Annotated in this window: 21 protein-coding genes, 1 tRNA gene and 1 pseudogene; 10 read left to right on the top strand and 13 right to left on the bottom strand. The window is 55.5% G+C overall.

The window, feature by feature from the left end:
* Positions 1 to 4 precede the first annotated feature (4 nt).
* Positions 5 to 430, top strand: coding sequence for a VOC family protein (locus H6G07_RS02155; RefSeq protein WP_242026578.1), 426 nt, complete (start codon positions 5 to 7; stop codon positions 428 to 430).
* 34 nt (positions 431 to 464) lie between these two features.
* Here the strand turns inward: H6G07_RS02155 and H6G07_RS02150 are convergent, their stop codons facing one another.
* The 4 genes from H6G07_RS02150 to H6G07_RS02135 all read right to left on the bottom strand — a co-directional run bounded on the left by H6G07_RS02150 (position 465) and on the right by H6G07_RS02135 (position 6,747).
* Positions 465 to 872, bottom strand: coding sequence for a hypothetical protein (locus H6G07_RS02150; protein ID WP_073606636.1), 408 nt, complete (start codon positions 870 to 872; stop codon positions 465 to 467).
* A gap of 152 nt (positions 873 to 1,024) precedes the next feature.
* Positions 1,025 to 1,097: transfer RNA gene (locus H6G07_RS02145), tRNA-Glu, on the bottom strand.
* Positions 1,098 to 1,226: 129 nt separating this feature from the next.
* Positions 1,227 to 2,189 carry a sensor domain-containing diguanylate cyclase gene (locus tag H6G07_RS02140; protein WP_073606637.1) on the bottom strand — a complete coding sequence of 321 codons (963 nt, stop codon included), beginning with the start codon at positions 2,187 to 2,189 and terminating at the stop codon, positions 1,227 to 1,229.
* Between the two features lie 559 nt (positions 2,190 to 2,748).
* Positions 2,749 to 6,747, bottom strand: coding sequence for a choice-of-anchor I family protein (locus tag H6G07_RS02135; RefSeq protein ID WP_073606638.1), 3,999 nt, complete (start codon positions 6,745 to 6,747; stop codon positions 2,749 to 2,751).
* Positions 6,748 to 7,053: 306 nt separating this feature from the next.
* On the opposite strand from H6G07_RS02135, the gene galE reads away from it, so the two are divergent.
* Entirely contained in the window at positions 7,054 to 8,052 is a 999-nt protein-coding gene (gene galE / locus H6G07_RS02130; RefSeq protein ID WP_073606639.1) for a UDP-glucose 4-epimerase GalE, read from the top strand.
* Positions 8,053 to 8,180: 128 nt separating this feature from the next.
* Here the strand turns inward: galE and H6G07_RS02125 are convergent, their stop codons facing one another.
* The 9 genes from H6G07_RS02125 to H6G07_RS02085 all read right to left on the bottom strand — a co-directional run bounded on the left by H6G07_RS02125 (position 8,181) and on the right by H6G07_RS02085 (position 15,605).
* Positions 8,181 to 9,131, bottom strand: coding sequence for a F0F1 ATP synthase subunit gamma (locus tag H6G07_RS02125; RefSeq protein WP_073606640.1), 951 nt, complete (start codon positions 9,129 to 9,131; stop codon positions 8,181 to 8,183).
* A 69-nt stretch (positions 9,132 to 9,200) separates the two neighbouring features.
* A complete protein-coding gene (atpA, locus tag H6G07_RS02120; RefSeq protein ID WP_073606641.1) occupies positions 9,201 to 10,718 on the bottom strand; it encodes a F0F1 ATP synthase subunit alpha in 1,518 nt (505 codons plus the stop codon).
* A gap of 75 nt (positions 10,719 to 10,793) precedes the next feature.
* On the bottom strand, positions 10,794 to 11,351 hold the full coding sequence (gene atpH, locus H6G07_RS02115; protein ID WP_073606642.1) for an ATP synthase F1 subunit delta: 558 nt from the start codon (positions 11,349 to 11,351) through the stop codon (positions 10,794 to 10,796).
* Positions 11,352 to 11,353: 2 nt separating this feature from the next.
* Positions 11,354 to 11,875 (bottom strand): F0F1 ATP synthase subunit B, encoded by a 522-nt coding sequence (locus H6G07_RS02110; RefSeq protein WP_073606643.1) that lies wholly within the window; start codon positions 11,873 to 11,875, stop codon positions 11,354 to 11,356.
* 66 nt (positions 11,876 to 11,941) lie between these two features.
* Entirely contained in the window at positions 11,942 to 12,433 is a 492-nt protein-coding gene (locus H6G07_RS02105) for a F0F1 ATP synthase subunit B' (RefSeq protein WP_073606644.1), read from the bottom strand.
* A gap of 115 nt (positions 12,434 to 12,548) precedes the next feature.
* Positions 12,549 to 12,794: an ATP synthase F0 subunit C gene (atpE, locus tag H6G07_RS02100; RefSeq protein ID WP_073606645.1), complete on the bottom strand. Its 246-nt coding sequence runs from the start codon at positions 12,792 to 12,794 to the stop codon at positions 12,549 to 12,551.
* A gap of 150 nt (positions 12,795 to 12,944) precedes the next feature.
* Positions 12,945 to 13,694 (bottom strand): F0F1 ATP synthase subunit A, encoded by a 750-nt coding sequence (gene atpB / locus H6G07_RS02095; RefSeq protein WP_073606646.1) that lies wholly within the window; start codon positions 13,692 to 13,694, stop codon positions 12,945 to 12,947.
* Between the two features lie 70 nt (positions 13,695 to 13,764).
* On the bottom strand, positions 13,765 to 14,250 hold the full coding sequence (locus H6G07_RS02090) for a hypothetical protein (protein WP_073606647.1): 486 nt from the start codon (positions 14,248 to 14,250) through the stop codon (positions 13,765 to 13,767).
* A 128-nt stretch (positions 14,251 to 14,378) separates the two neighbouring features.
* Entirely contained in the window at positions 14,379 to 15,605 is a 1,227-nt protein-coding gene (locus H6G07_RS02085) for a class I SAM-dependent methyltransferase (protein ID WP_073606648.1), read from the bottom strand.
* Between the two features lie 549 nt (positions 15,606 to 16,154).
* Between H6G07_RS02085 and H6G07_RS02080 the strand changes: the two are divergent.
* From H6G07_RS02080 to H6G07_RS02050, 8 genes and pseudogenes are all read left to right on the top strand, one after another.
* Positions 16,155 to 18,824 (top strand): annotated as a pseudogene (locus H6G07_RS02080) (phycobilisome rod-core linker polypeptide); the annotation flags it as partial.
* A gap of 33 nt (positions 18,825 to 18,857) precedes the next feature.
* Entirely contained in the window at positions 18,858 to 19,376 is a 519-nt protein-coding gene (locus H6G07_RS26795) for a phycobilisome rod-core linker polypeptide (protein WP_338420675.1), read from the top strand.
* Positions 19,377 to 19,774: 398 nt separating this feature from the next.
* Entirely contained in the window at positions 19,775 to 20,260 is a 486-nt protein-coding gene (apcA, locus tag H6G07_RS02075) for an allophycocyanin subunit alpha (protein WP_073606650.1), read from the top strand.
* Between the two features lie 64 nt (positions 20,261 to 20,324).
* Complete coding sequence (gene apcB / locus H6G07_RS02070; protein ID WP_073606651.1) at positions 20,325 to 20,810, top strand: allophycocyanin subunit beta; 486 nt, start codon at positions 20,325 to 20,327, stop codon at positions 20,808 to 20,810.
* 251 nt (positions 20,811 to 21,061) lie between these two features.
* Positions 21,062 to 21,265, top strand: a complete 204-nt coding sequence (locus H6G07_RS02065; RefSeq protein ID WP_073606652.1) for a phycobilisome linker polypeptide — start codon at positions 21,062 to 21,064, stop codon at positions 21,263 to 21,265.
* A 238-nt stretch (positions 21,266 to 21,503) separates the two neighbouring features.
* Entirely contained in the window at positions 21,504 to 22,694 is a 1,191-nt protein-coding gene (locus H6G07_RS02060; protein ID WP_073606653.1) for an FtsW/RodA/SpoVE family cell cycle protein, read from the top strand.
* Between the two features lie 100 nt (positions 22,695 to 22,794).
* Positions 22,795 to 23,532, top strand: a complete 738-nt coding sequence (locus H6G07_RS02055; protein ID WP_073606654.1) for a cytochrome c biogenesis protein CcdA — start codon at positions 22,795 to 22,797, stop codon at positions 23,530 to 23,532.
* A 35-nt stretch (positions 23,533 to 23,567) separates the two neighbouring features.
* Positions 23,568 to 24,950, top strand: a complete 1,383-nt coding sequence (locus tag H6G07_RS02050) for a cytochrome c biogenesis protein (RefSeq protein WP_073606655.1) — start codon at positions 23,568 to 23,570, stop codon at positions 24,948 to 24,950.
* Positions 24,951 to 24,998: the final 48 nt, after the last annotated feature.

Below are 24,998 nucleotides of genomic sequence, written 5' to 3'. Positions count from 1 at the left end.
GGCAATGCTTCGCCCCTTTCATGTGGCGTTTCCAGTGTACGACTTGAACAGCACGCGTCACTTCTATGAAACCGTGCTGGGCTGCTCGGTGGGGCGCACGTCATCGACCTGGATTGACTTTAATCTGTTTGGTCACCAGATTACGGCTCATCGGGCTGAGCCCCAATCCATCGTGCCGACTAATGCGGTGGATGGTCATAACGTGCCGGTTAGCCACTGGGGAGTCATTCTTACCCCGGTTGAATGGCACGCCTTGGCCGATCGCCTGCGTCAGGCCCAGGTAGAGTTTCTAATTGAGCCATACCAGCGGTTTGTGGGCGAGGTCGGAGAGCAGTTCACGTTGTTTATCACTGACCCAAGCGGTAACGCCCTAGAATTCAAAGCTTTTGCCCGAGACGAAAGTATTTTTGCTCCAGCGGAGGTGTTGTAAAACAGGGGAATATTACAGCTCGTTGATGCCAGATCTAGCGCTCCCAGGGTTGCCCTCGATAGATGCCTTCGAGTTTCTGATCGGGCGGCGATGACGGATTCTCGGGCTGGCTAGCGCGATAGCGAATGCCTCGGTAAATCAGCTCCTTGCTCTCAGAACTCTCAGATGCGGGGGCTGAGGAATTGTCTGTGACGCTTGCCTCCGCCGCCTGTTTTGGCTGGGGCATAGCCGTGGTTTTCTGGGCAATCACATCGGTTGGCACTATGGCACCGTCAATTTCAATGACTGATTCACAGGCCCAAATCTGCCGCTGCAATCCATAGAGGGCGGCCAGGAGACCAAACAGCAGTAGCTGCCAAGGAGCCTCTACTAATCCCACGATGATTAGCACGATCGCCGAGACAATACCGACTGCGGTTGCTAATAGCGTAATGAAGGTCATAGATTCCCCTCTGCAAAAGGTTGAACCCGTTGGGTGATTCTTACAGTACTGGAAGTGACAGAGCTTGTCACCTGACCTAGAGTTAGGTCTGCACCGTGAGAAAAACAAAGCCTTGCAACAAAAATTGCAAGGCTCTAGCGCTATTAAAGCTATACCCCCAGGGGAATTCGAATCCCCGTCGCCTCCGTGAAAGGGAGGTGTCCTAGGCCTCTAGACGATGGGGGCCTATTTTTCAACACTCCTCAGTATAGATAACAGGTGTACCCTTGTCAAACTGATTTGTGTTGCTGTGGCCAACGGTGGTGACCAACTGAATATTACTATAACTGCCTGTGAGCACTTTTAATCACGCAGTTAATGGTTTTTTTGTTGGCTAGTCGACCTGTGGCTGTACATGGCGCGATCGGCATTGGCCCAAGCCCACCGCAGTCCTTGGCTAGGGTGGCGGCCCGCAATTCCCACCGTGGCGTGAAGTTGGCTTTCGCCTAGGACTTTCTCGAGTTGGTGTTTAATCAACTCTCCTTCGACTAGGGGGCACTCCACACAGAGCATGGCAAATTCATTGCCACCAGTGCGGGCGACGGTATCCTGTTTGCGGGTTATTTGCCTAAGCAGATCCCTAGTGCGCCGCAAAATCTGGTCTCCAGCGGCTTGGCCCTGGCTGTCGTTGATTGCCTGGAGACCATCAATGTCAATGACGATGATGCTGGCAGGGTAGCCGTAGATGGCGCAGCGTTCTTCTTCGCTGTCTAAAAGTTGATCCCAACCGCGACGGTTGTAGAGCCCAGTCAGGCCGTCGGTTAAGGCTTCTGTTTGCAGATGTTCGGCTAATCGTGCCTGCTCTGCAAATTTTAGATCGGCGTGGAGAATACGGCTGAGCAGCCGGGCTAAAAGCTCAATTAAGGGCAGCTCCTGCTGAATGACCTGGGGCTGGGGCAGTGGGTCGATGGCGCAAAGGGTGCCAAATAGGGTGCCATCTTCCTTCAGAAGGGGGACGCCCACGTAGGCCCCGATTTTGACTTGTTGCCCGATGGGGGCTTCGGCGTAGGCCACTACCGTTTCAGAGGAGGGAGCAATGCGAGGGCCTTCTCCTTTGATCATGCGAGAGCAGAAGGAGTCAGACCAGCGAAAAACGTCTCCGGCTTTGACACCATAGCCTGTGTCGTTGGCTTGTAAGACAATCCAGTCTTCACCCTCGGTACGCGTTACCATCCACAGGTCAAATCCAAGCCGCTCGTGAAGATGGGTTAAAACGGCTAGGGCTGCGCTATTGAAGTCAAGCAGCTGACTAGCATCAATAGTAGGTATAGGTGTCATTAATGGTGCTTTTAAAGTCAGTTTTCAAAGCAATGTTTTTATAAAAATATTGCTCATTATTTCAATAAGCTACAAAGAGCAGCATCCTTTGGGCAAACCTTTCCGAGAGCAAAAATGAGTAGCTGAGGCGCAAATATAGGTATTTTGCGGTCTGTAATGTCTGAGCAAGAGGGATTGAGACTAATGTATTGACGCCGTTTTAGTTTTGAGAAGCAGTGTAAAAACTGTCGTCAAAGATGAGGCGATCGCCGACAAAATTTTGCTGTTTAATGGTAAAAACAATGGCTTAAGCCCAAGATGGATCGACTAGATTAAAGAACTATTATCCTTGCGGTTCATATTTTGATAATGACGTAATGATTTGTTGCGATCGCAGAATTTTAGGGCTGCTACAGCTTGTGCTAAGCCCTCCTAATCTAACTGATAAAGGCTATGAAGATTGTGTTGTGCTGATAACACAAAAGCAGGCTCAAATTTTGAGCCTGCTTTTGTACGCGGTTTATTTAGCCAGAGGCCAATTAGCGTTTAGCTGTTGGTTGACACTGGGTTGCTGCCGACCTTAGACGGACACGGCAACCTTCACAACGATGTCGTTAAAGTCATTGTCGCCGCCGCCAAACAGATCCTCAAATCCGATCGCGCCCTCGCTCATGCGAATGTGCTCAACCCCATCGGTGTTGGCGCTGCCAAAGGCAAAGTACACCTCGTCAGAGTTAAATCTGTCCAAATTGCCATTGGCGATGAGGAAGGGGGCGTAGAGACTACCCCCCGCTACCGTTGACTCAAAAACCGACGTGGTGAGGTTGGCGGTGGTCAGCGCCACAGCCCTGGCGCGGTTTGCCAACGCTGCCTCGGTATACCCTGATTGGCCGGGGGTCACATCGGCAATACCGTCGCCGTTGAGGTCAATGCCGCCGTTGCGATCGGCAATGCGGTAGAAGCCCACGAAGTTATCGAAGGCTGCCTCTCGATTGACGGTGAAGGTGGTGGCTACTTCGCCGGTCAGGTCGCGCAAGTCGAGGAATAGGTCAGATGGGTCGCTACCGTCGGGTGCGAGAGCCTCAAGGGCGCTGGCATCGAATACCGTGGTGCTGCCGCTCACTTCGTTGGCCACCACCACCAAAGGATTGCCGTTAGGGCTATCGGCAGCCGGGATAAATGTCAGCCCTTCAGCCCCTAGATCGCCAGCGGTACCGTCTTCAGCATTGCCTCCAAAATCGCGGTTGTTGACGAAATCGACGAAGAACGCCTCGGTGGGGTTGGTGATGTCGTAGGTCATGACGCCGCCAAACCGCTCTAGCCCGATGAAGGCATAGGTGCGCCCATTGACTTCACCGATGGTCACGCCTTCAGGCTCAGGCCCCTTGGCGTCGCTGCGGCTGTCGAAGGAGCCATTCTCGCTGTTGTCGGCATTAAATTCGGTGGGGAACAGCTCGGCGATCGTCTGCTCAAACTCCGCGCCGCTGTCGTAGACCAGGTTGCCCTGGGTATCCCAAATCGAGAAGGAGCGCCCACCCAGGGCATAGAGCTCTTCGTAGAGCCCGTCGCCGTTGGCATCGCCCAGGGTAGTGGTCACTGTTAGACGACCTAGGGCTTCGTCAGCCTGAAGCGCTGTGGCGTTGGGGAACGCCACAGGGTCTAGCACTAAGTCCTTCACCCGCGCTTCTTCGGCAAAGGTGTCGTACTCGCGGGCATCTCCTTCGTTGGCGGTGACGATGTAGGTCGCACCACCGGCTTCGTAGAGCGAGATTGCGTCGGGCAGATATAGGCCAAACAGATTGGGGTAAGTGGTGATGTTGATGGCGTTGTCGCGATCGCTGGCATCCAGCGGCACCACCGAGTGATCTTTATACCCCAGCGGCAGAATGTCGGTGACGGCCCCGGAGGCAATATCCACTACGGCCAGGGCATTGTTCTCTTGCAGGGCCACATAGGCCGTGCGAGAGTCGTCCGTTACCGCAATGTATTCTGGCTCAACGTCTTGAGCTGCGGTGGCGTTGGGGCCAAAGATGCGCACTCCGTCGGCGATCAGGGCGTCGCGCTGGTCGTTAAAGGCAGTGAAACCAGCGGTGGTGACGTTGGCCTGGGTGAGGTTTTCTACGCCCCCGGAAAGGTCAATAATGCTGATCGAACCCTCGGGGTCGATGCTGTAGTCGGCGTTGGGTTCGCCTTCGTTGGCCACCAGCACCTTGGTGCCGTCGGGGGTAAAGGTGAGCATGTCGGGCAGAGCGCCCACGGTAACGGCATTCAAAAAATTGCCGTCGATGTCGAAGAAGACAACGCTGCCGGGGTCGGTTTTTTCGGTGCTTTCAATGGCTACAGCTACGATGCCATTGCTAATGGCCACGCTGTTAGCCCCAGCCCCGTAGGCCGAGGGGTCAATGTCAAACAGCTTGGTGGGGTTGCTGGGATCGCTAATATCCAGCACCTCCACCGCCGGAACTTGGGCGTTGACCACAAACAGCCGCCGGGTAGCCGGATCGTAAACCACAATTTCAGCGGCGCTGGTGTCAAACACTTCAGTTTCATAGGTGCCCAAGGGTGCCAGCAACGATGCCGGATCGACGCCAGGTTCCGTGGGGTCGGTAGGATCCGTTGGGTTAACGGGGCCAAGGGCATCAATCACGCCATCGCTGCGGAAGGCCAGGTTTTGAATGCGGCTATCTAGCTCGCGCCCCGTTTCAGCGGCGGTAAAAGGCGTGTCGGTATCAAAGTTGTCGAACAGATATTCCGCTAGGGCATCCTGCTCGCTGAAATTGGGAGCGAAGGTGGCATTGCCCGTGGCAGGTGCGGTTTCATCTACCAAGTCAAGGCGGTTGGTTGCTGCACCCGTGGGGAAGGGATAGCCATCGCCGCCGTCGGCCAAAAAGCTCAGGGTTACCATGCGGAAGGTGCGGCTGGGGTCGCCGACAATTGCGCCGTTCTGCACCACCACGTCGATGTCGGTGCCGTCTTCGGCCTCGATCGCCAGAGACTGCACGCGGTTGCCAGGCTCAGCCGTAGCATCAAAGCTAAAGGAAAACCCGCCGATTTGAGGAAACTGACCGGGAGACACGCTGTCATCGAGGCTGCTGGCCGAAACGCCGTGTTCAACCAGCGCCAGCAGTTCCTCAGCGGTGACGGTGATCAATGAGAGCGCGTTGTTAAACGACAGGGCATTGGCGATGTCGTTTTGAGAGATGCCGCCAGCGGGTTTCACACCAGGAATGGCTTCGTTGGGCAGCAGTTCTGCCTCCCCCGTACCCCCCGCGGGCACTAAGGTTTGGCCAATGTTGTTGCGAATCCCGCCGCCGTTTTTGAGCGAAATGACTGCCGTCGGGTCAATCTCCTTGGCGATCGCCAGGTTAGCATCGGCGGTGAGGTTGCCCAGGTTGGTTTCCTGGGTCCGCACCGCGCCCCGGTTGCCGTTGAGAAACACCTCGCTGACGCCAAACACGTTGCTCTCGGTAGCGATCACGGCCTCGCGCAGAGCGGCGGTGATGGCGGCGATCGCCGGATCCGCCAGCCCTGTACCACCGACGGCAGCAACGCCCTCATCGTCGGTGGCGTAGGCTCCGCTGATGGTTGGGTCGTAGCTCTCGGGCAAAAGCACACCGTTTTCGTCAAAGTCGATCACCAGGCGACCGACATACTTGTAGTTGCCGTCGGTGTTGACCACGGCGACGGGGTTACCGTCAGCCCCGGTTTGAATAATGGGATAAATACCCTGGTTGGTATCGCCTGCGCGGGGGCGATCGTCCGCGTCGAAGAGGCGAGTGTTAGATCCGCCCGCAACGATAATATCGACGTTCGATAGCCGCTGGGCCAGCTCTTGCTCAATGGCGATCTGCTGCATGTGGGCTAGCAGCACCACTTTATCGATGTCGGGGTTAGCGGCCAGCAGCGCATCGACATCGGCCTGAATTTCGGCGGCCAGGGCATCGAGCTGGTCTGGAGTGGGGCTGCTGTCAAACGGCTGGGGCAGCACCGTGACAGTGCCAGGGCTAGAGATGCGCACGTTGACGTTGCTGATGGTGGGTGTGGTAGCTCCGACCACGCCAATTCTTTCGCCATTGACCTCAATCACGGTAGAGGCCGCAATGCCGTTGGGTTGGGGAGCGGCGGCATCGGGTACGACTAGATCGGCCAGGTTGGCGTCGGTGCTGAAGTCGAGGTTGCTGCTCAGGTAAGGGAAAGTGGTACCCGCAAATGATTCGTCAACGTCTGTAGTTGGATCGTCTTCGCTACCGCCAATCAGGTCGGCCACTAGGGCAGTACCCTGGTCAAACTCGTGGTTGCCAAAGGCGATCGCCTGAAAGCCCAGAGCGTTTTGAATTGAAATATCGCCGCGCCCGGCACCGCCAAACGCGCCAGCACTGGCATTGAAAAATACGCCGGGAATGTACGCATCCCCAGAAGACAAAATCAGCGTATTGGCAAAGCCTGCTACGCCATCACCGTCAATATCCTGGTTTTTGAGAGCATTCAATACGGCTGAAAACCGAGGGGCATCGTCAAGGGCAGTGATATTGCCCTCCTGGTCAGCGGCGTGGAAGAGTTGGAGCGTGAAGTCAGCCATGGATAACACTTGGGGGTCACATCGGGTAGCCAATGCTACGGAGTTATCTTCGGCCATTACTCACAGCAGCACTTAATGGCCGGGCTAACTGGCCGGTAAGCTTTGATTAAAAGTTGCTTAACTGGCGGTTCTAGCCATCGATCTGAGCTGAATTCCCATGAGGAAGCCACCGTCAGAGATGAAAAGTTAATGACCCAGTCCTAGAGCTAAGGTCAGGTATCAGACCACGCTTTAGAATGGGCTTCAACCGGGTATCCCAGTTACGCTAATGCCCTAGCGGCACTAAACACTCTAGAGAAATTTCCTATGACAACTGATCTAAAAACCATTTTGGTTACAGGGGGGGCTGGCTATATTGGCAGCCATGCGGTCATGGCGCTACAGCAGGCTGGCTACAGAGTGCTGATTTTAGACAACCTAGTCTATGGCCATCGCGACATCGTGGAGACAGCTTTAAAGGCCGAGCTGATTGTTGGCAGCACGCTGGACAAGTCGCTGCTCAAGGATGTCTTTAGCCGCTACGACATTAGTGCAGTTATGCATTTCTCGGCCTATGCCTATGTCGGAGAGTCGGTAAGCGATCCGAGCAAATACTACGAGAACAATGTAGTGGGCACCCTGTCGCTGCTCGATGCCATGGTAGAAGCAGATGTCAAAACGTTTGTCTTCTCATCCACCTGCGCGACCTATGGGGTACCCCAGGAGATGCCCATCACTGAGACCCATCCCCAAAATCCCATCAACCCCTACGGGGCAACCAAACTGATGGTGGAGCGCATTCTCGCCGACTACGACAAGGCCTACGATTTCAGGTCGGTGCGGTTTCGCTACTTCAATGCCGCTGGTGCCCACCCCAACGGTCTACTGGGCGAAGACCACAATCCTGAAACCCACCTGATTCCGCTAGTGCTGCAAACGGCCCTGGGTAAGCGGGAGTCGATCAGCGTTTTTGGTACCGACTATCCCACTCCCGATGGCACTTGTGTGCGCGACTATATCCACGTCTGCGATTTGGCCGATGCCCACATTCTGGGGTTGGAGTACCTGCTGAAGGGCGGCGAGAGTGCTGTCTTTAATCTCGGCAACGGCAGCGGTTTCTCAGTGCGAGAGGTGATCGATGCGGCAGAGCGCATCACCGGCAAGTCCATCCCGGTGGTTGAGGTGGAACGTCGTCTCGGCGATCCGCCAGCGCTGGTGGGCAGCAGCGATCGCGCCCGCACTACCTTGGGCTGGAACCCGCAGTATGCCGACATTGACACTATCTTGACCCACGCCTGGGCCTGGCACCAAAAGCGCCACGGCTAGGGAATTTCTGCCTCAATAGCTGCGCGAAGTCGTTCACTCAGTGTCGATCAAGGCGAAAGTGCCGGGCGCACAAAAAAGCCCCTCACCATTGTGAGGGGCCTAGAATCGTGAATGTAGGTTTTACTGACTTAGTTCAGAGAGTTAGCACCGGCAACTACTTCCAGAATTTCCTGGGTAATGGCAGCCTGACGGGCTTTGTTGTAGGTCAGGTTCAGGGTCTTGGCCAACTCCTTGGCGTTGTCGCTGGCGTTGTTCATGGCGGTCATACGGGCCGCTAGTTCGCTGGCCGCAGACTCTTGCAGCGCCCGCAGAATTTGATTGTTCAAGTACAGCGGCAGCAGCGCATCCAGAATTTGTACTGGATCTTGCTCGAAGATCATGTCCTGGGGAAACTCTGCTGGGGCTGGCCCGGCCATCTTCTCCCGCTCTACCTGAAAGACGCCACCTTTGGTGGTGAGGCGAAAAATCTCGTCGTCAGGTACCTCTAGACCCTGGGGGTCGAGGGGTAGCAAGGTTTGAATCACCGGACGAGAGCTGACCAGGGATACAAAGCGGGTGTAGACCAGCTCAACGCGATCGACTTCATCAGACAGAAATAACGACAGCAGCTCGTCGGCAATAGCAGATGCTTCAGACGCGATGGGAATTTGCTCTAGCCCGGTGAAGCTGGCTTCAATGGGCTGGTCGCGGCGCTTAAAGTACTGGCTGGCTTTGCGTCCTACCAAAATAAAGCGGTAGTTCAAGCCCTCGGCGGCCAGCTCCTGGGAGCGAATCTCGGCCTTGCGAATGACGTTGGTGTTGTAGCCGCCGCAGAGGCCGCGATCGCCGGAGATCACCAGCAGCGCCACGGTCTTGACCTCACGCTGCTTCAGCAGGGGCAGGTCGGTCTCCTCAAACTTGAGGCGGCTTTGCAGGCCGTAGAGCACCTGGGCCAGGCGATCGGCAAAGGGGCGGGTAGCGATCACCTGCTCCTGGGCACGGCGCACCTTTGCCGCCGCCACCAGGCGCATCGCCTCGGTAATCTTGCGGGTATTTTTTACAGACTTAATGCGGTCTCGAATCGCTTTTAAGTTAGGCATAGTGGATCCCTAAGGGGTCGTCGAGAGCCGGGGCGTTGACTTAAGCCACACCCCGGCTAGAACAGGAGGTTAGACTGCCGCCAAAAAGGCTTGCTTGGTTTCAGCGATCGCTTCCTTAAGCAGGGTTTCGCTTTCGTCACCCAGCTTCTTCTCGCTGCGAACCAGTTCCGCAAACCTGGGCTTATTGTTGCGGATGTAGTCACGCAACGCCTTCGAGAAGGCCACCACCTGATCCACGGGAACCTCATCCATAAAGCCGTTGATGCCGGCATAGATAATCGCCACCTGCTCTTCCACTGGTAGAGGAGAATACTGGGGCTGCTTCAGCAGTTCCCGCAGGCGAGTACCACGGGCCAGCTGCTTCTGAGTAGCGGCATCCAGGTCGGAGGCAAACTGGGAGAAGGCCTGAAGTTCGTCGAACTGGGCCAGCTCTAGCTTCACCTTACCGGCCACCTGCTTCATGGCCTTGATCTGAGCCGCCGAGCCTACCCGAGATACCGAAATACCGGCGTTGATAGCGGGGCGCAGACCCGAGTTGAACAAGTCAGAAGATAGGAAGATTTGACCGTCGGTGATCGAAATCACGTTGGTGGGAATGTAGGCCGAAACGTCACCCGCCTGGGTCTCAATCACGGGTAGGGCGGTCATGCTGCCCTCGCCCAGCTCGGGGCTGAGCTTAGCGGCCCGCTCTAGCAGGCGAGAGTGCAGGTAGAACACGTCGCCAGGGTAGGCTTCACGACCGGGCGGACGACGCAGCAGCAGCGACATCTGGCGGTAGGCTTGGGCCTGCTTGGTGAGGTCATCGTAGATGATCAGAGTCGCTTTGCCCTTGTACATGAAGTACTCAGCTAGGCTAGCGCCAGTGTAAGGGGCCAGGTACTGAAGCGGAGCGGGGTCGTTGGCGCTGGCGGTGACCACAATGGTGTAGTCAAGGGCACCGCGATCGCGCAGCACGTCCACAATCTGAGCCACAGAAGAGGCCTTCTGACCAATCGCCACGTAGACGCAGACAACGTCCTCAGACTTTTGGTTGAGGATGGTGTCGATGGCGATCGCGGTCTTGCCGGTCTGACGGTCGCCAATGATCAGCTCGCGCTGGCCCCGGCCAATGGGAATCATGGCGTCGATGGCGGTAATGCCGGTCTGCATCGGCTCGTACACCGACTTCCGGGCAATGATGCCAGGGGCCGGAGACTCAATCAGGCGGGTTTCGGTGGTCTGCACATCGCCCTTGCCGTCAATGGGGCGACCCAGGGCATCGACTACGCGGCCTAGCATGGCCTCACCGACGGGAACCGAGGCAATTTTGCCGGTGGCGGTAACAGCACTACCCTCACGGATGTTGATGCCGTCGCCCATCAGCACCGCGCCCACGTTGTCCTCTTCCAGGTTGAGGGCGATACCTACGGTGCCGTCTTCAAACTCCAGCAGCTCGCCAGACATGGCGTTTTCGAGGCCGTAGATGCGGGCGATACCGTCGCCCACCTGCAGCACCGTACCCACGTTGGAGACCTTGACCTCCTGGTTGTACTGCTCAATCTGCTGCTTAATAATGCTGCTAATTTCGTCAGGTCTGATACTAACCATAGGACTTGCTCTGGATAAACCTACATAAACACGAGACGTCAGAGAAACTGCCCAATCAGGGGGCAAGCTTAGGTGCTAGGCGGTTGCCGCTAGCTGCATACCAATGCGGCGCAGCTGGCCCCGCAGGCTAGCGTCAATTACCTGAGAGCCAACCTTGATGATCAAGCCGCCAATCAAGGAAGGATCAACGGTGACAGACAGCTCAACACTATTGGCACCGGTCATGGACTTAACGCGATCGCGGATGGCGTTTTGCTGATCCTCAGACAGCTCAACTGCCGCCGTAACATCGGCCAAAATCGTGTTGTTCCGCTCCCGCAGCAGGGCTTGGTACTGCTGAAGAATGGGCTTTAAGAACGCCACGCGGCTGCGATCAACCAGCAGCAGCAAAAAACTCAGCAGAAAGCCGCTCACTTTGCCTTCCGAAATCTGGCGCAGCACGCCTTTTTTGGCGTCGGCAGACATAAGAGGGCTCATCAAAAAGCCGGTGAGCTCTTTGGAGCTGTCCAGCACCTCCAGCAGGTCAGCCACCTCGACACCCACCTGGTCAACTGCGTTGTTGTCGGCGGCAACCGACATCAGTGCCTTGGCGTAGGGAGCCGCAATCTCAGAATTTAGCGTTGTGTCGTTCATGGCTATTCTCCTTGGAGCAGGGCGATGCTGGAATCAACCAGACGCCGCTGCAAGTCGTCATTGAGCTGGCCTGGTAGAGCGGCTTCACTGCGCTCAATGGCCAGGGCCGCAATCCGCTGCTGTAGCTCTCGCATCACCCGCGCCTCTTGGGAAGTTAGATCCTGGGCAGCGGTGGCCCGCATGCGTTCTACATCAGTCTGAGACTGAGCTAAAATGGCCTCGCGAGTACGCTCTGCCGAGGTTTGAGCCTCAGACAAAATTTTCTTGGCTTCTGCCTGCGCCTGAGCCAGCTTTTGCTGCTGTTCTGCCAAAGCGGCGGCGGCTTCTTTCTTGCGCTGCTCGGCCTCTGTGATCGCTGTTTGAATGGCCGATTGGCGAGTTGATAGAGTCTTCCCTAAAAACTTGCCGCCAAAGTAATACAGCACACCAATAATAATGACCAGATTAATCAGGTTGGTTTCTAGGATGTTGAAATCCACACCAAACCCGCCTTCTTCCGCCGCTAGTAACCAACCAATAGTCATATCCCTACTTTCCGTCAACGACGCGGGCAACTCCAGGGGCTAAATCACCCCGTCATCACCGATAGCTTAGGCCGCTAAAGAACCCAGCAGCTTGTCTAAAATCTGTTGGCTCAGCCCATCTACCTGCTGCTCCAGGGTAGCCATGGCCTGATTCTTCTGCTCATCCAGTTCCCGCTGCACCTGCTCTCGCTGGGCTTGAGCCTCTTGCTGAGCCGTAGAAACGGTTTGAGCCGCAATCTTTTGCGCTTCTTCCTGGGCTTCGGCAATCACTGCTTGGGCCTGGCGGCGGGTTTCAGCCAGTTCTTGCTGATACTGCTTGGCAATTTGCTCAGCTTTAGCCAAGCGCTCTGCTGCATCAACCTGATTGGAACTAATGTAGCCGTCGCGCTCGTCTAAGACTTTGCCCAAGGGCTTATAAAACAATGCGTTGAGCGCCACCGCTAGCAGCACGAACTGTACAGCCATCAGCGGCAGAGTAGCATCCAGGTCAAAAAGACCGCCGCCTTCCTCAACTGCCTCGGCGGTTTCAACCGCCAGTAACCAAACAAAATTCATCATTGTGGGTATGCCCTTTCACTCGGCCCAGGGCCAGCACTACAAGGTGACATCGCGAATGTGGTTTTCGACAGGCAGGGAAAAGTATTGAACCTTTCCCTGCCTGTCGATTTCGAATCTACGCGAAGGGGTTGGCAAACAGCAGCACTAGAGCTACCACCAGACCGTAGATGGTCAGTGCTTCCATGAATGCCAAGCTCAGCAGCAGGGTGCCGCGAATCTTGCCTTCAGCTTCGGGTTGGCGAGCAATACCTTCTACCGCTTGACCAGCTGCATTACCTTGACCAATACCAGGGCCGATAGCTGCTAGGCCAACGGCTAGAGCAGCTGCAATTACGGAAGCGGCAGCGATAATAGGATCCATGTCTTTACCTCGATTTGGACAATCAACAACTCGTTAAACAGGTCGTAGACAACGCTCGATAGGCGTTTCTTATACTGCGGCCCTAGGACCACGTCGGCTGGCAGCACCTGCCCTACCAGCCAATATCAAACTGAATGCCCCTACTGAGGGTCATCCATGCTCTTCACCACCATGCCCCTCGATCGCCTCGCCGATGTAGGCCGCTGCTAGGGTTGCGAAGATCAGTGCCTGAATGGCACTGGTAAACAAACCTAGGACCATGACTGGTAGCGGCACGAAGAGAGGCACCAGCAAAACCAGCACAGCAACTACCAGCTCATCAGCGAGGATGTTTCCAAACAGACGGAAACTTAGGGAGAGGGGCTTGGTGAAATCTTCCAAAATGTTGATGGGCAGCAGAATGGGAGTGGGTTCGATGTACTTGGCAAAGTACCCCAGCCCGCGATTGCTAAACCCGGCGTAAAAGTAAGCTAAGGACGTCAACAGCGCCAGGGCTACGGTGGTATTGATGTCGTTAGTTGGAGCGGCTAACTCACCCGACGGCAGATGAATGAGCTTCCAGGGAATCAGCGCCCCCGACCAGTTAGAGACGAAGATAAACAGGAACAGAGTGCCTACAAAGGGAACCCAGGGCCTGTACTCTTTTTCACCAATCTGGTTTTTGGCGAGGTCACGGATAAACTCTAGGGCGTACTCCATAAAGTTCTGGAGGCCAGAAGGTATCCGCTGAATGTTGCGGGTGGCCAAAAATGAAACCAACAGCAGAGCGCCAATTACAAACCAGGAGGTCAAAAAGACCTGGCCGTGGAGTTTAAGGCCGCCGAGCTGCCAGTACAAATGCTGGCCAACCTCTAGCTTTGCCAGGACTAAGGGATGAATCATTAGCATATTGAGCGCCATCTCTTAAATCAACTTCTCCTTAAGACCTGCCAGGAAAAAGCATGCTATGCTTGGGAACCACCGATCTAGGTTAACCAGACGCCTGGGAAGATCCCGATGGTGATTTTGGCAGCACCGCAGTCCAGAGGGTGTAAGCAATTAACGCCCCCTTGTAGGTCAAAAACCCTAGAAAAACGGGTACGACCTGAAGCTGCTGCCACTCAGTAGCCACTAAAACCAGACCAACCACTAGGGCCAGTCGGCCGCTGCCTAGCCTTGAGCTTCCGCGCCCAATGTTGGCCACGCTTTTTGCCAACATCCTCAAGTAAACCACACCGCCGCACGCTCCTATTAAATAATTCAGAGCAATTGCAAGAGAGTAGGCTAACCAGACGCTAAAAAAGATGACGCCGGTAAATGCCAGCGTGGTCAGCAGCAGATTTTGCTGTAGCTGGTAATACTCTTCCATCGCTGTCGTTGAAGCCGGAGGAAGACTTTGACCTTCGGTTTTACCGGGGTCTACTTCTGCCTCGACCTGCTCAACAGGGTCAGTGGGTTCGGAGGGCAATGGGGCCACGAAAGCGCCTAATCCTTAGCCGTTAAAGGGTTTCGCCCGCCTAAACGAGCCATAGACGATAATATCACGGCAATAATACTTAATAGACGCTTCTCAAAAGTAAATCCGCTTTCCTCAGCCAATCTTGATCAAGTCTGCTGGGATGGTTTTACTAAAATGAGCTGCCGCTGCTGCATCTGTCGCACCGCCTCAAGGCTTCCTCCGCTTTGGGATAGCAGATCGGCAACGCTGGCTTGGGACTGATCGGCAGCGGGGCCATTGTGGCGATCGCAGGCCTGTAAAAACTCAAACTCTGTCTGATCTAAAGAGATGATCTGATAGTTGTGGTCGAAGATGCTTTGGCTAGGCCAGCCTTCCATGCAGGGGTTGCGGGTAGGAATGGCGGATAGCAGAGCGGCGTCCTCGTCCCAGCTGAATTGTGGGTAGGGGGGGCGAGCTAGGAACCACTCGAAGTGAGTGATCTCAGGATCCAGTAGTTCTACTAGGCGATACTGATCTTTCTCAGGTAGCTGCTTGGCGCGATCGAGCAGCTCTGGGTCTGAGGCTAGTAGGCGATCGAGCTGCCAGACCTGAGGGTTGGAAAAGCCGATGAATTCTAGACCCGAGGCATCAATGAGTTCAAATAGGCTATCTAAGGTGTAATCCACTTCTTGCGGGTGGACGTACATGTCGGCGAAGCATTCGTCTCGGTGGTTCTCCATGGCCCAGCGATCGCGCTCTCGCTGCTTCAGCCGATTCCCCTCAGGCAAGCTAGCGAAGATCTGCCGCCCCACCTGCACGCCGTCGCGGTAGTCGCCGCGCTGGCTGCCTTGAACCAGGGCGATCGCCCGCTGCATCAGCGAGATTTCGGCCCGACCAATAGCGGCGTACACAAATAGATGAATAAAGCCGCCGGGGGCCAGCTTGGTAGCCAGAGCCTGTAGCCCTTTTAGCGGGTCGGGCATGTGGTGGATGACGCCGACGCAATTAATCCAGTCGAACTCGCCTTCGATTTTATCGACGTCATAGATACTGAGCTGGCGAAACTGAACATTGTTGGCACCTGATCGGCGACAGCGCTCTGTGGCAGTGGCGATCGCCCGCTCACTGAGATCAATCCCCAGCACCTCAGCCTCCGGGTTTAGGTGGCTGATATATTCAGTACTCACCCCAGTGCCGCATCCCGCATCCAGTACCCGCACCTTGCTGCTGGCTGGGGCTGCCCCCGTGCAAAAGCTGTGCACCGTTGGCCAGTACCAGCGCCAGTTGTACCCTGGCGGCGCTTCGTCCAAAATGGGTTCTGGAGGAAAAGGGTAGGTGTTGTATAGGCTGGCTACTGCATCGCTGACTGCCTGGGTTGTTATCGAGTCGTCCATAGCTAATTTTGTCGGTTCAATTCACGTAGTTGGGTCAAACATTAGAAAAGCGCTGCCCTGCGATGGGGGGTTTAGAAAAAACTCGCTCTGGGGGCTGGGGCTGCATGACGGGCGATCGTTACAGTTGGCCAGCCAAGCAAGTCCCTCTCCAGAAGCGGCTTTAGAGCCTCAGTCGCCTCAGCTTTATCACGAAACGTTACAAAACTTATCCGCCTTCTCAGGGGTGTCGTGGCCATCCTCTATGATGACCAAAGGCATTTGCCCGGTTGGATGTTACACACTTTTTAATAATCTGTGTTGCTGTCCTGAAACGGTTTAATCTGATTCCAGGTTCAGCGAACAGCCCGCCATTCATAGATACCGCATTCGGTGCCCTGCTTGAATGCATGGCAGGTGAGGTTAACAACGCTTTACCTTCAAATGGGTTCAGTGATTTTGCGCTAGTTCAGGGAGCGTTCCTGAGCATTGCCGAGTCCTACGCCCTCCAACCCGATTGATAGATTCTTTTTTGATGCCGTCATTGTCCGCATAGGGAGCCTTTGAAAACGCATGAGTGTTAAAGCAAGTGGTGGAAGTGCACCGGCGCGGCCCCAGCTCTACCAAACTCTGCCGGTGGCCACGATTTCCCAGGCCGAGCAGCAAGACCGCTACATGGGCCGCGGAGAGCTAGATGAGCTATCGGGCTTTTTTAGTTCTGGTCTTAAGCGGGTTCAGATTGCCGAAACCTTGACCCGTTACTCCGAGTTGATTGTCTCCCAGGCGGCCAACCGCATCTTTACCGGAGGGTCTCCTCTGGCCTACCTGGAGCGAGTTGATAGCGAATCACCCGTCGAAAAAACTCGGGCTGGCACCGTTTTAGACGAAACAGAGGCTTCTCGGCTGGGCACCTCGACCTTTATCGAGAGCAGCGGTGGTGGCGGTCTGTTCCAAAACCTATTCAGCTCTACTCCCACTGGGCCTGTGCCCGCTGGGTTTCGCCCCATTAGCGTGTCTCGCTATGGCCCCAGCAACATGCAGAAGTCTCTGCGCGATATGAGCTGGTTCCTGCGCTATGTGACCTACGCCATTGTGGCGGGTGACCCCAACATCATCGCGGTCAACGTCCGCGGTCTCCGCGAAATCATTGAGACGGCCTGTTCTTCAGCGGCAACGATCGTCGCCATTCAAACCATGAAGGCCGGGTCTCTGCGCTACCTGAATGGCGATCCTGAAGCTCAGGCCATTGTCGATCAGTATTTTGACGTGCTGCTGAGCGAGTTTAAGGCGCCTACCCCGTCAAATAAGGTACGACAGCGTCCTTCTAGCGATCTGCAAGGTCTACAGCTACCTCAGATCTATTTCAACGCTGCTGAGCGTCGACCCAAGTACGCTATGAAGCCAGGGCTGTCGGCGGGCGAAAAGAACGATGTTGTGAAGGCTGCGTACCGTCAGATCTTCGAGCGCGATATCACCCGTGCCTACTCCCTGTCGGTTTCCGACCTAGAGTCGAAGGTGAAGAACGGCGAAATCTCCATGAAGGAGTTTGTGCGTCGCCTGGCCAAGTCGCCCCTGTATCGCAAGAACTTTTTCGACCCCTATATCAACAGCCGTGCGCTAGAACTGGCCTTCCGCCACATTCTCGGTCGGGCACCTAGCTCTCGCGAAGAGGTGCGCAACTACTTCTCCATCGTCTCCAGCGGCGGTCTGGCGGCTCTAGTTGATGCTCTGGTCGATTCAAAAGAGTACGGCGACTACTTCGGCGAGGAAACCGTTCCCTACCTGCGCGGTTTGGGTCAAGAAGCTCAGGAATGCCGCAACTGGGGACCTCAGTTTGACCTGTTTAACTACAGCGCTCCCTTCCGCAAGAAGCCGCAGTTCATCACGCTGTTTGCGGCCTACGAGCAGCCCCTGCCCGATCAGCACCCCTACGGTTCTGGCAATGACCCGCTGGAGATTCAGTTTGGGGCGATCTTTCCGAAAGAGACCCGCAATGTCAGCGCTACTCCTGCGTTCTTCAACAAAGACACCCGCCGCATTCTGATTCACCGTGGTGCGGGCATCAACAACCAGTTGAGCAATCCCGCCGCCCGCCCTGAGAATCCAGGTTCACTGGGGGCCAAGGTGTTCAAGCTGGATCAAGTTCCTAGAACCGGCAACACCCAAAACAGCGTACGCTACTCCGAAAGCTCGACTCAGACGATCATTAGCGCGGCTTACCGGCAGGTTTTTGGTCGTGAGGTGTACTCGGGTCAGCGGTCAAAGGTCGCTGAGATCAAGCTGGAGAACGGCGAAATCTCCATGAAGGAGTTCATTCGGGCGATCGCCAAGTCTGAGGCGTTCCGCAAGACCTATTGGTCGTCGCTGTACGTGATGAAGGCGGTGGAGTACATTCACCGTCGCCTGCTGGGTCGCCCCACCTATGGCCGTAAGGAAACCAACGCCTACTTCGACATCTGCGCCAAGAAGGGCTTCTATGCTCTGGTCGACTCGATCATCGACAGCCAGGAATATGTCGAAGCTTTTGGAGACGATACTGTACCCTATGAGCGCTACCTGACTCCCAAGGGTCTGGCTTTACGCAGTATGCGAGCTGGTTCTCTGGCCGAGAAAGGCATGGTGCCTGTGGCCGATACCAGTATTCCCCGCTTTGTGGAACTGGGTACCGTCACCGAGGATCGCGCCATCCCTGAGGTGCAGCGCCGTCTCAACCAAGGTGTGAACCGCCAGCGTCAGCAGACTAAGGTGTTCAAACTCACCTCTCTAGCCGACAAGCCCAACCTCAAGCTGGTCACTGCTGCGGCTTACCGGCAGATCTTTGAGCGAGACATTGCTCCTTACATCGTTAAGAGCGAGTTCACCGCCCTGGAGAGCAAGCTGGGCAACGGCGAAATCAACCTGAAGGAGTTTATTGAAGGGTTAGGTACCTCGACTCTATATATCAAAGAGTTCTACGCGCCCTACCCCAATACCCAAGTGATTGAGTTCGGTACTAAGCACTTCTTGGGTCGCGCTCCGCAGGATCAGGCAGAAATTCGCAAGTACAACCAGGTGTTGGCTAGCGAGGGCATTCGTGGGTTTATTCGCTCGATGCTCAACACCCCTGAGTATGCCGAAAGCTTTGGGGAAGATACCGTGCCCTATCGCCGCTATCCCACTCTGCCTGCGGCCAACTTCCCCAATACGGAGAAGCTGTACAACCGGCTCACCAAGCAAAACCGCGATCTGATCGTGCCTAGCTTTGTCAGTTCCCAAAACGCTGTCAATGTGGCCGATATGCCTTTGATGGCTGATGCGGTGGCTTCCCAGGCTGCTGCTGCTGCGGAACTGGCCGCAACGGTAGGGCGCTCTTCCGTAGAGGTTGATGTGGTTGCTGTTGCCCCGACGACGCGGTTCTATCGTTTACAGCCTGGAGCTAGCCCTGAGCAGGTAGACCAGGTGCTCACCGCTGTCTACCGTCAGGTGATGGTGCTGCCTGAGGGAGAGATCCCAACTGATTGGCGATTGACTGAGGCTGAGGCGTTGGTGAAGAGCGATCGCATTACCCTGCGAGAGTTCATTCGCCAGCTAATTCAGTCCCCTGCCTATCAAACCCGGTTCGTCGCTGCCTACCCAGCACCCAAGCTCGTAGCCATTATGGGCCGCCAGCTGCTGGGGCGAAACTTAGAGGATGCCGCCGAATACGGTGCTATTGCAGCCCAACAGGGCGCTATGGCTGTTGCCGAAGCTATGCTCAGCTCGGCTGAGTACCTGCGCTACTTTGGCGAGCAGGGGGTACCCTACCGTCGCGTCTAGGCCGTGATGACAGATGGGGGTGGCCTAAATCATCCCCATCTGTTGATCCAACAACCTGCTAACCAGCAGTTTTTTAGCAAAGACATTGTCTCGCTAATAGCCCTTCTTCACTCTGTTACGAAATGTTAAAACCGGATGCTAAATTGCACCCGGTTTATAGTTTTTTGAGGATTTAGGGGTTTCCCTGAGCCTCTACAGTGGCGTTGCTGTCTAGCCTTCAAGAAACTGAGGAAAACTGTTACAAAATATTTCGCTGCTTTGAAGAAGGCTTACGCAATACCGGACAATTAATCGGGAAGGCCGCCAGAACTGAGGTTCTTTAATAGAGTTAGCTCTGGCTCCGCACCCTTAAATGCCAGTTTCATATATCTGGTCATACTTTTCGGAGGAATCCATCAATGAGTATTGTCACGAAGTCAATCGTGAATGCCGATGCTGAGGCCCGTTACCTTAGCCCCGGTGAGCTGGATCGCATCAAGGGCTTTGTCACCTCTGGTGAGCGTCGCCTGCGGATTGCTCAGGTGCTAACTGAATCCCGCGAGCGCATCGTCAAGGAAGCTGGCAATCAGCTATTCCAAAAGCGCCCTGACATTGTTTCTCCCGGTGGCAATGCCTACGGTGAAGAGATGACCGCTACCTGCCTGCGCGACATGGATTACTACCTGCGTCTCATTACCTACGGCGTGGTTGCTGGTGACGTTACCCCCATCGAAGAAATCGGTCTAGTGGGTGTGCGTGAAATGTACAACTCCCTGGGCACTCCTATCCCCGCTGTGGCTGAGTCTGTGCGCTCCATGAAGGGTGTCGCAACCGGTCTGCTGTCCAGCGAAGATGCTGCTGAAGCCGCATCCTACTTCGACTATGTTGTCGGCGCTATGCAGTAGTCGCAGCTGCGCTACTCCGTCGATTCGTTGTTGAGATTACGTCAGTTCTAAGGAAGCTTCACCAATGCAAGACGCAATTACTTCTGTTATCAATTCCTCCGACGTGCAGGGCAAGTACCTGGACGGTTCCGCCCTCGACAAGCTCAAGGCTTACTTCCAAACCGGTGAGCTGCGCGTTCGTGCCGCTAGCACCATCAGCGCCAACGCTGCTGAAATCGTGAAAGAAGCTGTGGCTAAGTCCCTGCTGTACTCCGACATCACCCGTCCCGGCGGCAACATGTACACCACCCGTCGCTATGCAGCCTGCATCCGCGACCTCGACTACTACCTGCGCTATGCCACCTACGCCATGCTGGCTGGGGATCCCTCCATCCTGGATGAGCGGGTGCTCAATGGCCTCAAGGAGACCTACAACTCCCTGGGTGTACCCATCGGCGCTACCGTCAACTCCATCCAAGCCATGAAAGAAGTGACCGCTAGCCTAGTGGGTGCTGATGCTGGTAAGGAAATGGGCGTTTACTTCGACTACATCTCCTCTGGCTTGAGCTAGTCCAGGCTCATCCATTGCGCTTTGGCCGCAGGCCAGAGCGAACCTAGGCCAGAGTCAGGGGTGAGTGTTAAGGACACTAGGTTGTGCTGTATTGTCTTCCTGCTGTCCATAGCATTGGCTTTCGACTCTGGCTTTTCAGTGTTCAGACCAAGTCCAGCTTGGAAGCTGTGTTTTCCTAACGGTAAAGCTTCATTTTTGGACTTGGCTTTGGTTTACATCTGTCCAGTGATATAGCAGGAGAGTTTTCGGCCATGCGCATGTTTAAGATCACCGCTTGCGTTCCCAGTCAAACTAGGATTCGCACTCAACGGGAGCTGCAAAATACGTTCTTTACCAAGCTGGTGCCCTACGAGAACTGGTTCAAAGAGCAGCAGCGGATTCAAAAAATGGGCGGCAAAATCGTTAAGGTTGAGCTGGCGACTGGTCGGCAGGGTGCCAATACCGGTTTGCTCTAACGCGCCTACTTCAGCTAAGCGTCTGATAAAAATTTTTACTGCTTTTTTTCATGCTGCGATACGTGCAGGGTCGGCCTAGGGGTCAGCCCTGCCGTTGTGTTTTTAGGGATACTTTCACGTTTCTGGAATACGCTCCACAGCCGTGAAAATGCGGCCAGAATCTTGAGCGGCTTTCGGCCCCCTCAGCTATACTAAGCCCTTGAAAGATCTGGCTCTTAGGCACGTGGGGTTAACTAGGGTGAACATTGCTCGATTGGTTCCATGGATTGACCCTACAGTGAGCCATTGGTCCGCGGAAGCGCGCTGGCTGCGCTGGTTGACGTTTGTCTGGCTGGGCAGCGGTTTACTGGTACTGTTTTCAGCTTCCTATGCTGTGTCTGTGGCTGAGCATGGCTATGGGCTGCATTATGTGATGGTGCAGCTACTGTGGGTTGCAATTGGTTTGGTGATTTTTAACCGCATTGTCCACACCTCGCTGGATCGGCTCATTCAGGGGTCGGGTATTGTGCTGCTGGTGTTGGTCGGTTTGGTGAGCCTAACGCTGGTGCCTTCCCTAGGGGTAACGGTGAATGGAGCTACTCGCTGGTTACCTTTGGGCCCGTTCATGATTCAGCCTTCGGAGCTACTCAAGCCCTGCTTGGTGTTGCAGGGGGCGCGACTGTTTGGGCGGTGGCCGCAGCTCACTTGGCAAACACGGTTGACTTGGCTGGGCATTTTTGTCGCTATTTTGGGGCTGATTTTATTGCAGCCTAACTTGAGTACAGCGGCTATCTGTGGCTTAACGCTTTGGCTAATTGCTTTAGCGGCGGGGCTGCCCTACCTGTATCTGTTGCTAACGGCGGGAGGGGGGTTGCTGACTGCGACGGTCAGTGTCAGTCTCAAGACTTATCAGCGCCAGCGCATTGTCTCGTTTTTAGACCCCTGGGCTGATGCAGGCGATCAGGGGTATCAGCTAGTGCAAAGTTTGTTAGCGGTTGGCTCAGGCGGGTTTTGGGGCCAGGGTTTTGGGCTGTCTCAGCAAAAGCTGTACTCGTTACCTATTCAATACACGGACTTTATTTTTTCAGTGTTTGCCGAGGAATTTGGCTTTGTGGGTTGCTTAGTGTTGCTGACGGTCTTAGGCGTTTACGCTTCTTTAGCTCTTTTGGTGGCGCTACGTCTAAAGCAACCCCTGCACCGTCTGGTAGCGGTGGGTGCGATGGTGCTGCTAGTGGGGCAAGCACTGCTGAATATGGGTGTGGCTACAGGGCTTTTGCCGACGACAGGACTCCCCTTTCCGCTGCTGAGCTATGGCGGTAGCTCGATGATGGCTAGTTTGGCAACGGCGGCGCTGCTGGTGCGGGCGGCGCGGGAGATTAATCTGGATACGCCGGTACCCTTGCGGCAACGATGGTCTAAGGCAAGCCGTCAGGAGTCTCTGTCCCTGTGAGTGCTTAATGGCAGCAGTATGCTTTCTTGACGCAAAAATCTGAGAGCGGGTTGCAGGATTGTTACAATGGTGAGTGCCTTTGCGTCTCACTACTTCGCTGATGTCTGAGAGCCTGCAAATTTATCTATACGAGATTGCCCAGTGGGCCAATCAACTGGTGAGTGAACAGCTCACTCAGGTGTCTTGGGTGAGCCTATCAGTGGTGGGGCTGGCGGGGCTTTTAACCAGTCTCTCTCCTTGTCTGCTGTCGATGCTGCCGATTATGGTGGGCTATATGGGCGGCTATGAAGAGCGAGGTGGTGCGATCGCGCGATCGCTCTCCTTTGCCCTTGGCCTGGCCACCACCCTGGCTCTGTTGGGCCTGATTGCCGGGCTCTTTGGCTACGTCTATGGCCAGGTGGCCTGGGGGCTACCGATCGTGGTGAGCCTGGTAGCGATCGTGATGGGGCTAAATCTGCTAGGAGTCATTCCCTTAGCCTTGCCCGCTGGGGTTGGCCCCACCTTTGAAAATTTGAACTTACCCCCCTGGCTGCGGGCCTATGCTCTAGGTCTCACCTTTGGCATTGTGGCGTCGCCCTGCAGCACCCCAGTGCTCGCTACCCTCCTAGCCTGGATTTCAACCACAAAAGATCCGGTGCTGGGCGGTGCCCTGCTGCTGGCCTATGCCGTGGGCTATGTAACGCCATTGGTGCTGGCTGGCACCTTCACCGCGTCTCTCAAGCGACTGCTGAATTTGCGACAGTGGTCGAGTTGGGTGACTCCGGCAAGCGGTGCTCTGCTGCTGGGGTTTGGAGTATTTTCGCTGCTGTCTCGGCTGCTGCCAACCAGCTTGGTGTAATCGTCTGAATACGTCATCCGTTTCTGAGGGATACTATGGCCCCGTCTGAAGCTCCTCAACCAACCCTTTGGGACGGGGTGCGCGACTACTTTAGACAGGATCTGCTGCCGCTGCTGGCCGATCTGCGGCTGGCAATTGTGCTGCTGCTGGCGATCGCGGCCTTTAGCATCAGCGGCACCGTCATCGAGCAGGGCCAAACCCTAGAGTTTTACCAGACCAACTATCCCCAAGATCCGGCCCTGTTTGGGTTCTTGAGCTGGAAGGTAATTCTCACCCTGGGGTTAGATCACGTCTACCGCACCTGGTGGTTTCTGGCGCTGCTAATTGTGTTTGGCGCTAGCCTGACTGCCTGCACCTTTACCCGCCAGTTCCCGGCGCTGGGGGCGGCTCAAAAGTGGAAGTACTATACTCAGCCCCGTCAGTTTCAAAAGCTGGCCTTGAGCGCGGAGCTGTCTGAGACCAACCTAGACTCCCTATCGCGGGGATTGGCCCAACGCCGCTATAGGGTGTTTCAAGACGGCAACCAGCTCTACGGACGCAAGGGCATTGTGGGTCGCATCGGCCCCATTGTGGTGCATGCCAGCATGCTGCTGATTTTGGCGGGGGCTATTTTGGGGGCGATGACCGGCTTTTTTGCCCAGGAGATCGTGCCCAGCGGCGAGACCTTTCAAATTCGCAACATTTTTGATGCTGGCCCTTGGGCTGAGGCCCAAATTCCTAAAGACTGGTCGGTGCGGGTGAACCGATTTTGGATTGACTATACCCCCGAGGGCAATATTGACCAGTTCTATTCTGATCTATCGGTGCTAGATCGGGCCGGGGATGAGGTCGATCGCAAGACCATCTTTGTTAATCAGCCCCTACGCCATAAGGGCGTAACCCTATACCAAGCCGACTGGGGCGTAGCGGCGGTGCAGGTGAAGCTCAACAACAGCCCGGTGCTGCAACTGCCCATGCAGCAGCTCGAGAACGACGGCCCCCGCTTCTGGGGTACCTGGCTACCGACCAAACCTGATATGAGCGAAGGCGTGACTTTGCTGGCCAGCGATCTTCAGGGTTCTGTGCTGATCTACGACAACGCCGGCCAGCTCATCTCCACCGTGCGTAAAGGCATGGCGGCAGAGGTGAATGGCGTTAGGCTCTCGCTGGTAGATGTAGTAGGTAGCACGGGTCTTCAAATTAAGGCTGATCCGGGTATTCCTCTGGTTTACGGAGGGTTTGGCCTGCTGATGTTGGGGGTGATCATGAGCTATGTGTCGCACTCGCAGGTGTGGGCACTGGCTCAGGGGGGCACGGTGTATGTGGGTGGCAGAACAAACCGCGCCCAGGTGGCCTTTGAACGCGAGCTACTCGCCCTGCTGGAAGCTGTCTCTGTCAAGGCTAACAGGGCCGAATTAGCCGAAGCTCCGGTTAGCTGATGTGGGGGGAGTTTAGGTAGGCGACTAGCGTTTGGGCATAGTTGAGGC

It is taken from the genome of Phormidium tenue FACHB-1052, assembly GCF_014696675.1.
Lineage (GTDB): Bacteria > Cyanobacteriota > Cyanobacteriia > Phormidesmidales > Phormidesmidaceae > Nodosilinea > Nodosilinea tenuis_A.
The sequence above is the reverse complement of the archived record's forward strand: the minus strand, read 5'-3'. Positions and strand labels throughout refer to the sequence as shown.

Coding starts and splice junctions, on each gene's coding strand:
- H6G07_RS02155 (WP_242026578.1), top strand. CDS start 5: ATGCTTCGCCCCTTTCATGTGGCGTTTCCAGTGTACGACTTGAACAGC.
- H6G07_RS02150 (WP_073606636.1), bottom strand. CDS start 872: ATGACCTTCATTACGCTATTAGCAACCGCAGTCGGTATTGTCTCGGCG.
- H6G07_RS02140 (WP_073606637.1), bottom strand. CDS start 2,189: ATGACACCTATACCTACTATTGATGCTAGTCAGCTGCTTGACTTCAAT.
- H6G07_RS02135 (WP_073606638.1), bottom strand. CDS start 6,747: ATGGCTGACTTCACGCTCCAACTCTTCCACGCCGCTGACCAGGAGGGC.
- galE (WP_073606639.1), top strand. CDS start 7,054: ATGACAACTGATCTAAAAACCATTTTGGTTACAGGGGGGGCTGGCTAT.
- H6G07_RS02125 (WP_073606640.1), bottom strand. CDS start 9,131: ATGCCTAACTTAAAAGCGATTCGAGACCGCATTAAGTCTGTAAAAAAT.
- atpA (WP_073606641.1), bottom strand. CDS start 10,718: ATGGTTAGTATCAGACCTGACGAAATTAGCAGCATTATTAAGCAGCAG.
- atpH (WP_073606642.1), bottom strand. CDS start 11,351: ATGAACGACACAACGCTAAATTCTGAGATTGCGGCTCCCTACGCCAAG.
- H6G07_RS02110 (WP_073606643.1), bottom strand. CDS start 11,875: ATGACTATTGGTTGGTTACTAGCGGCGGAAGAAGGCGGGTTTGGTGTG.
- H6G07_RS02105 (WP_073606644.1), bottom strand. CDS start 12,433: ATGATGAATTTTGTTTGGTTACTGGCGGTTGAAACCGCCGAGGCAGTT.
- atpE (WP_073606645.1), bottom strand. CDS start 12,794: ATGGATCCTATTATCGCTGCCGCTTCCGTAATTGCAGCTGCTCTAGCC.
- atpB (WP_073606646.1), bottom strand. CDS start 13,694: ATGGCGCTCAATATGCTAATGATTCATCCCTTAGTCCTGGCAAAGCTA.
- H6G07_RS02085 (WP_073606648.1), bottom strand. CDS start 15,605: ATGGACGACTCGATAACAACCCAGGCAGTCAGCGATGCAGTAGCCAGC.
- H6G07_RS26795 (WP_338420675.1), top strand. CDS start 18,858: ATGCCTTTGATGGCTGATGCGGTGGCTTCCCAGGCTGCTGCTGCTGCG.
- apcA (WP_073606650.1), top strand. CDS start 19,775: ATGAGTATTGTCACGAAGTCAATCGTGAATGCCGATGCTGAGGCCCGT.
- apcB (WP_073606651.1), top strand. CDS start 20,325: ATGCAAGACGCAATTACTTCTGTTATCAATTCCTCCGACGTGCAGGGC.
- H6G07_RS02065 (WP_073606652.1), top strand. CDS start 21,062: ATGCGCATGTTTAAGATCACCGCTTGCGTTCCCAGTCAAACTAGGATT.
- H6G07_RS02055 (WP_073606654.1), top strand. CDS start 22,795: ATGTCTGAGAGCCTGCAAATTTATCTATACGAGATTGCCCAGTGGGCC.
- H6G07_RS02050 (WP_073606655.1), top strand. CDS start 23,568: ATGGCCCCGTCTGAAGCTCCTCAACCAACCCTTTGGGACGGGGTGCGC.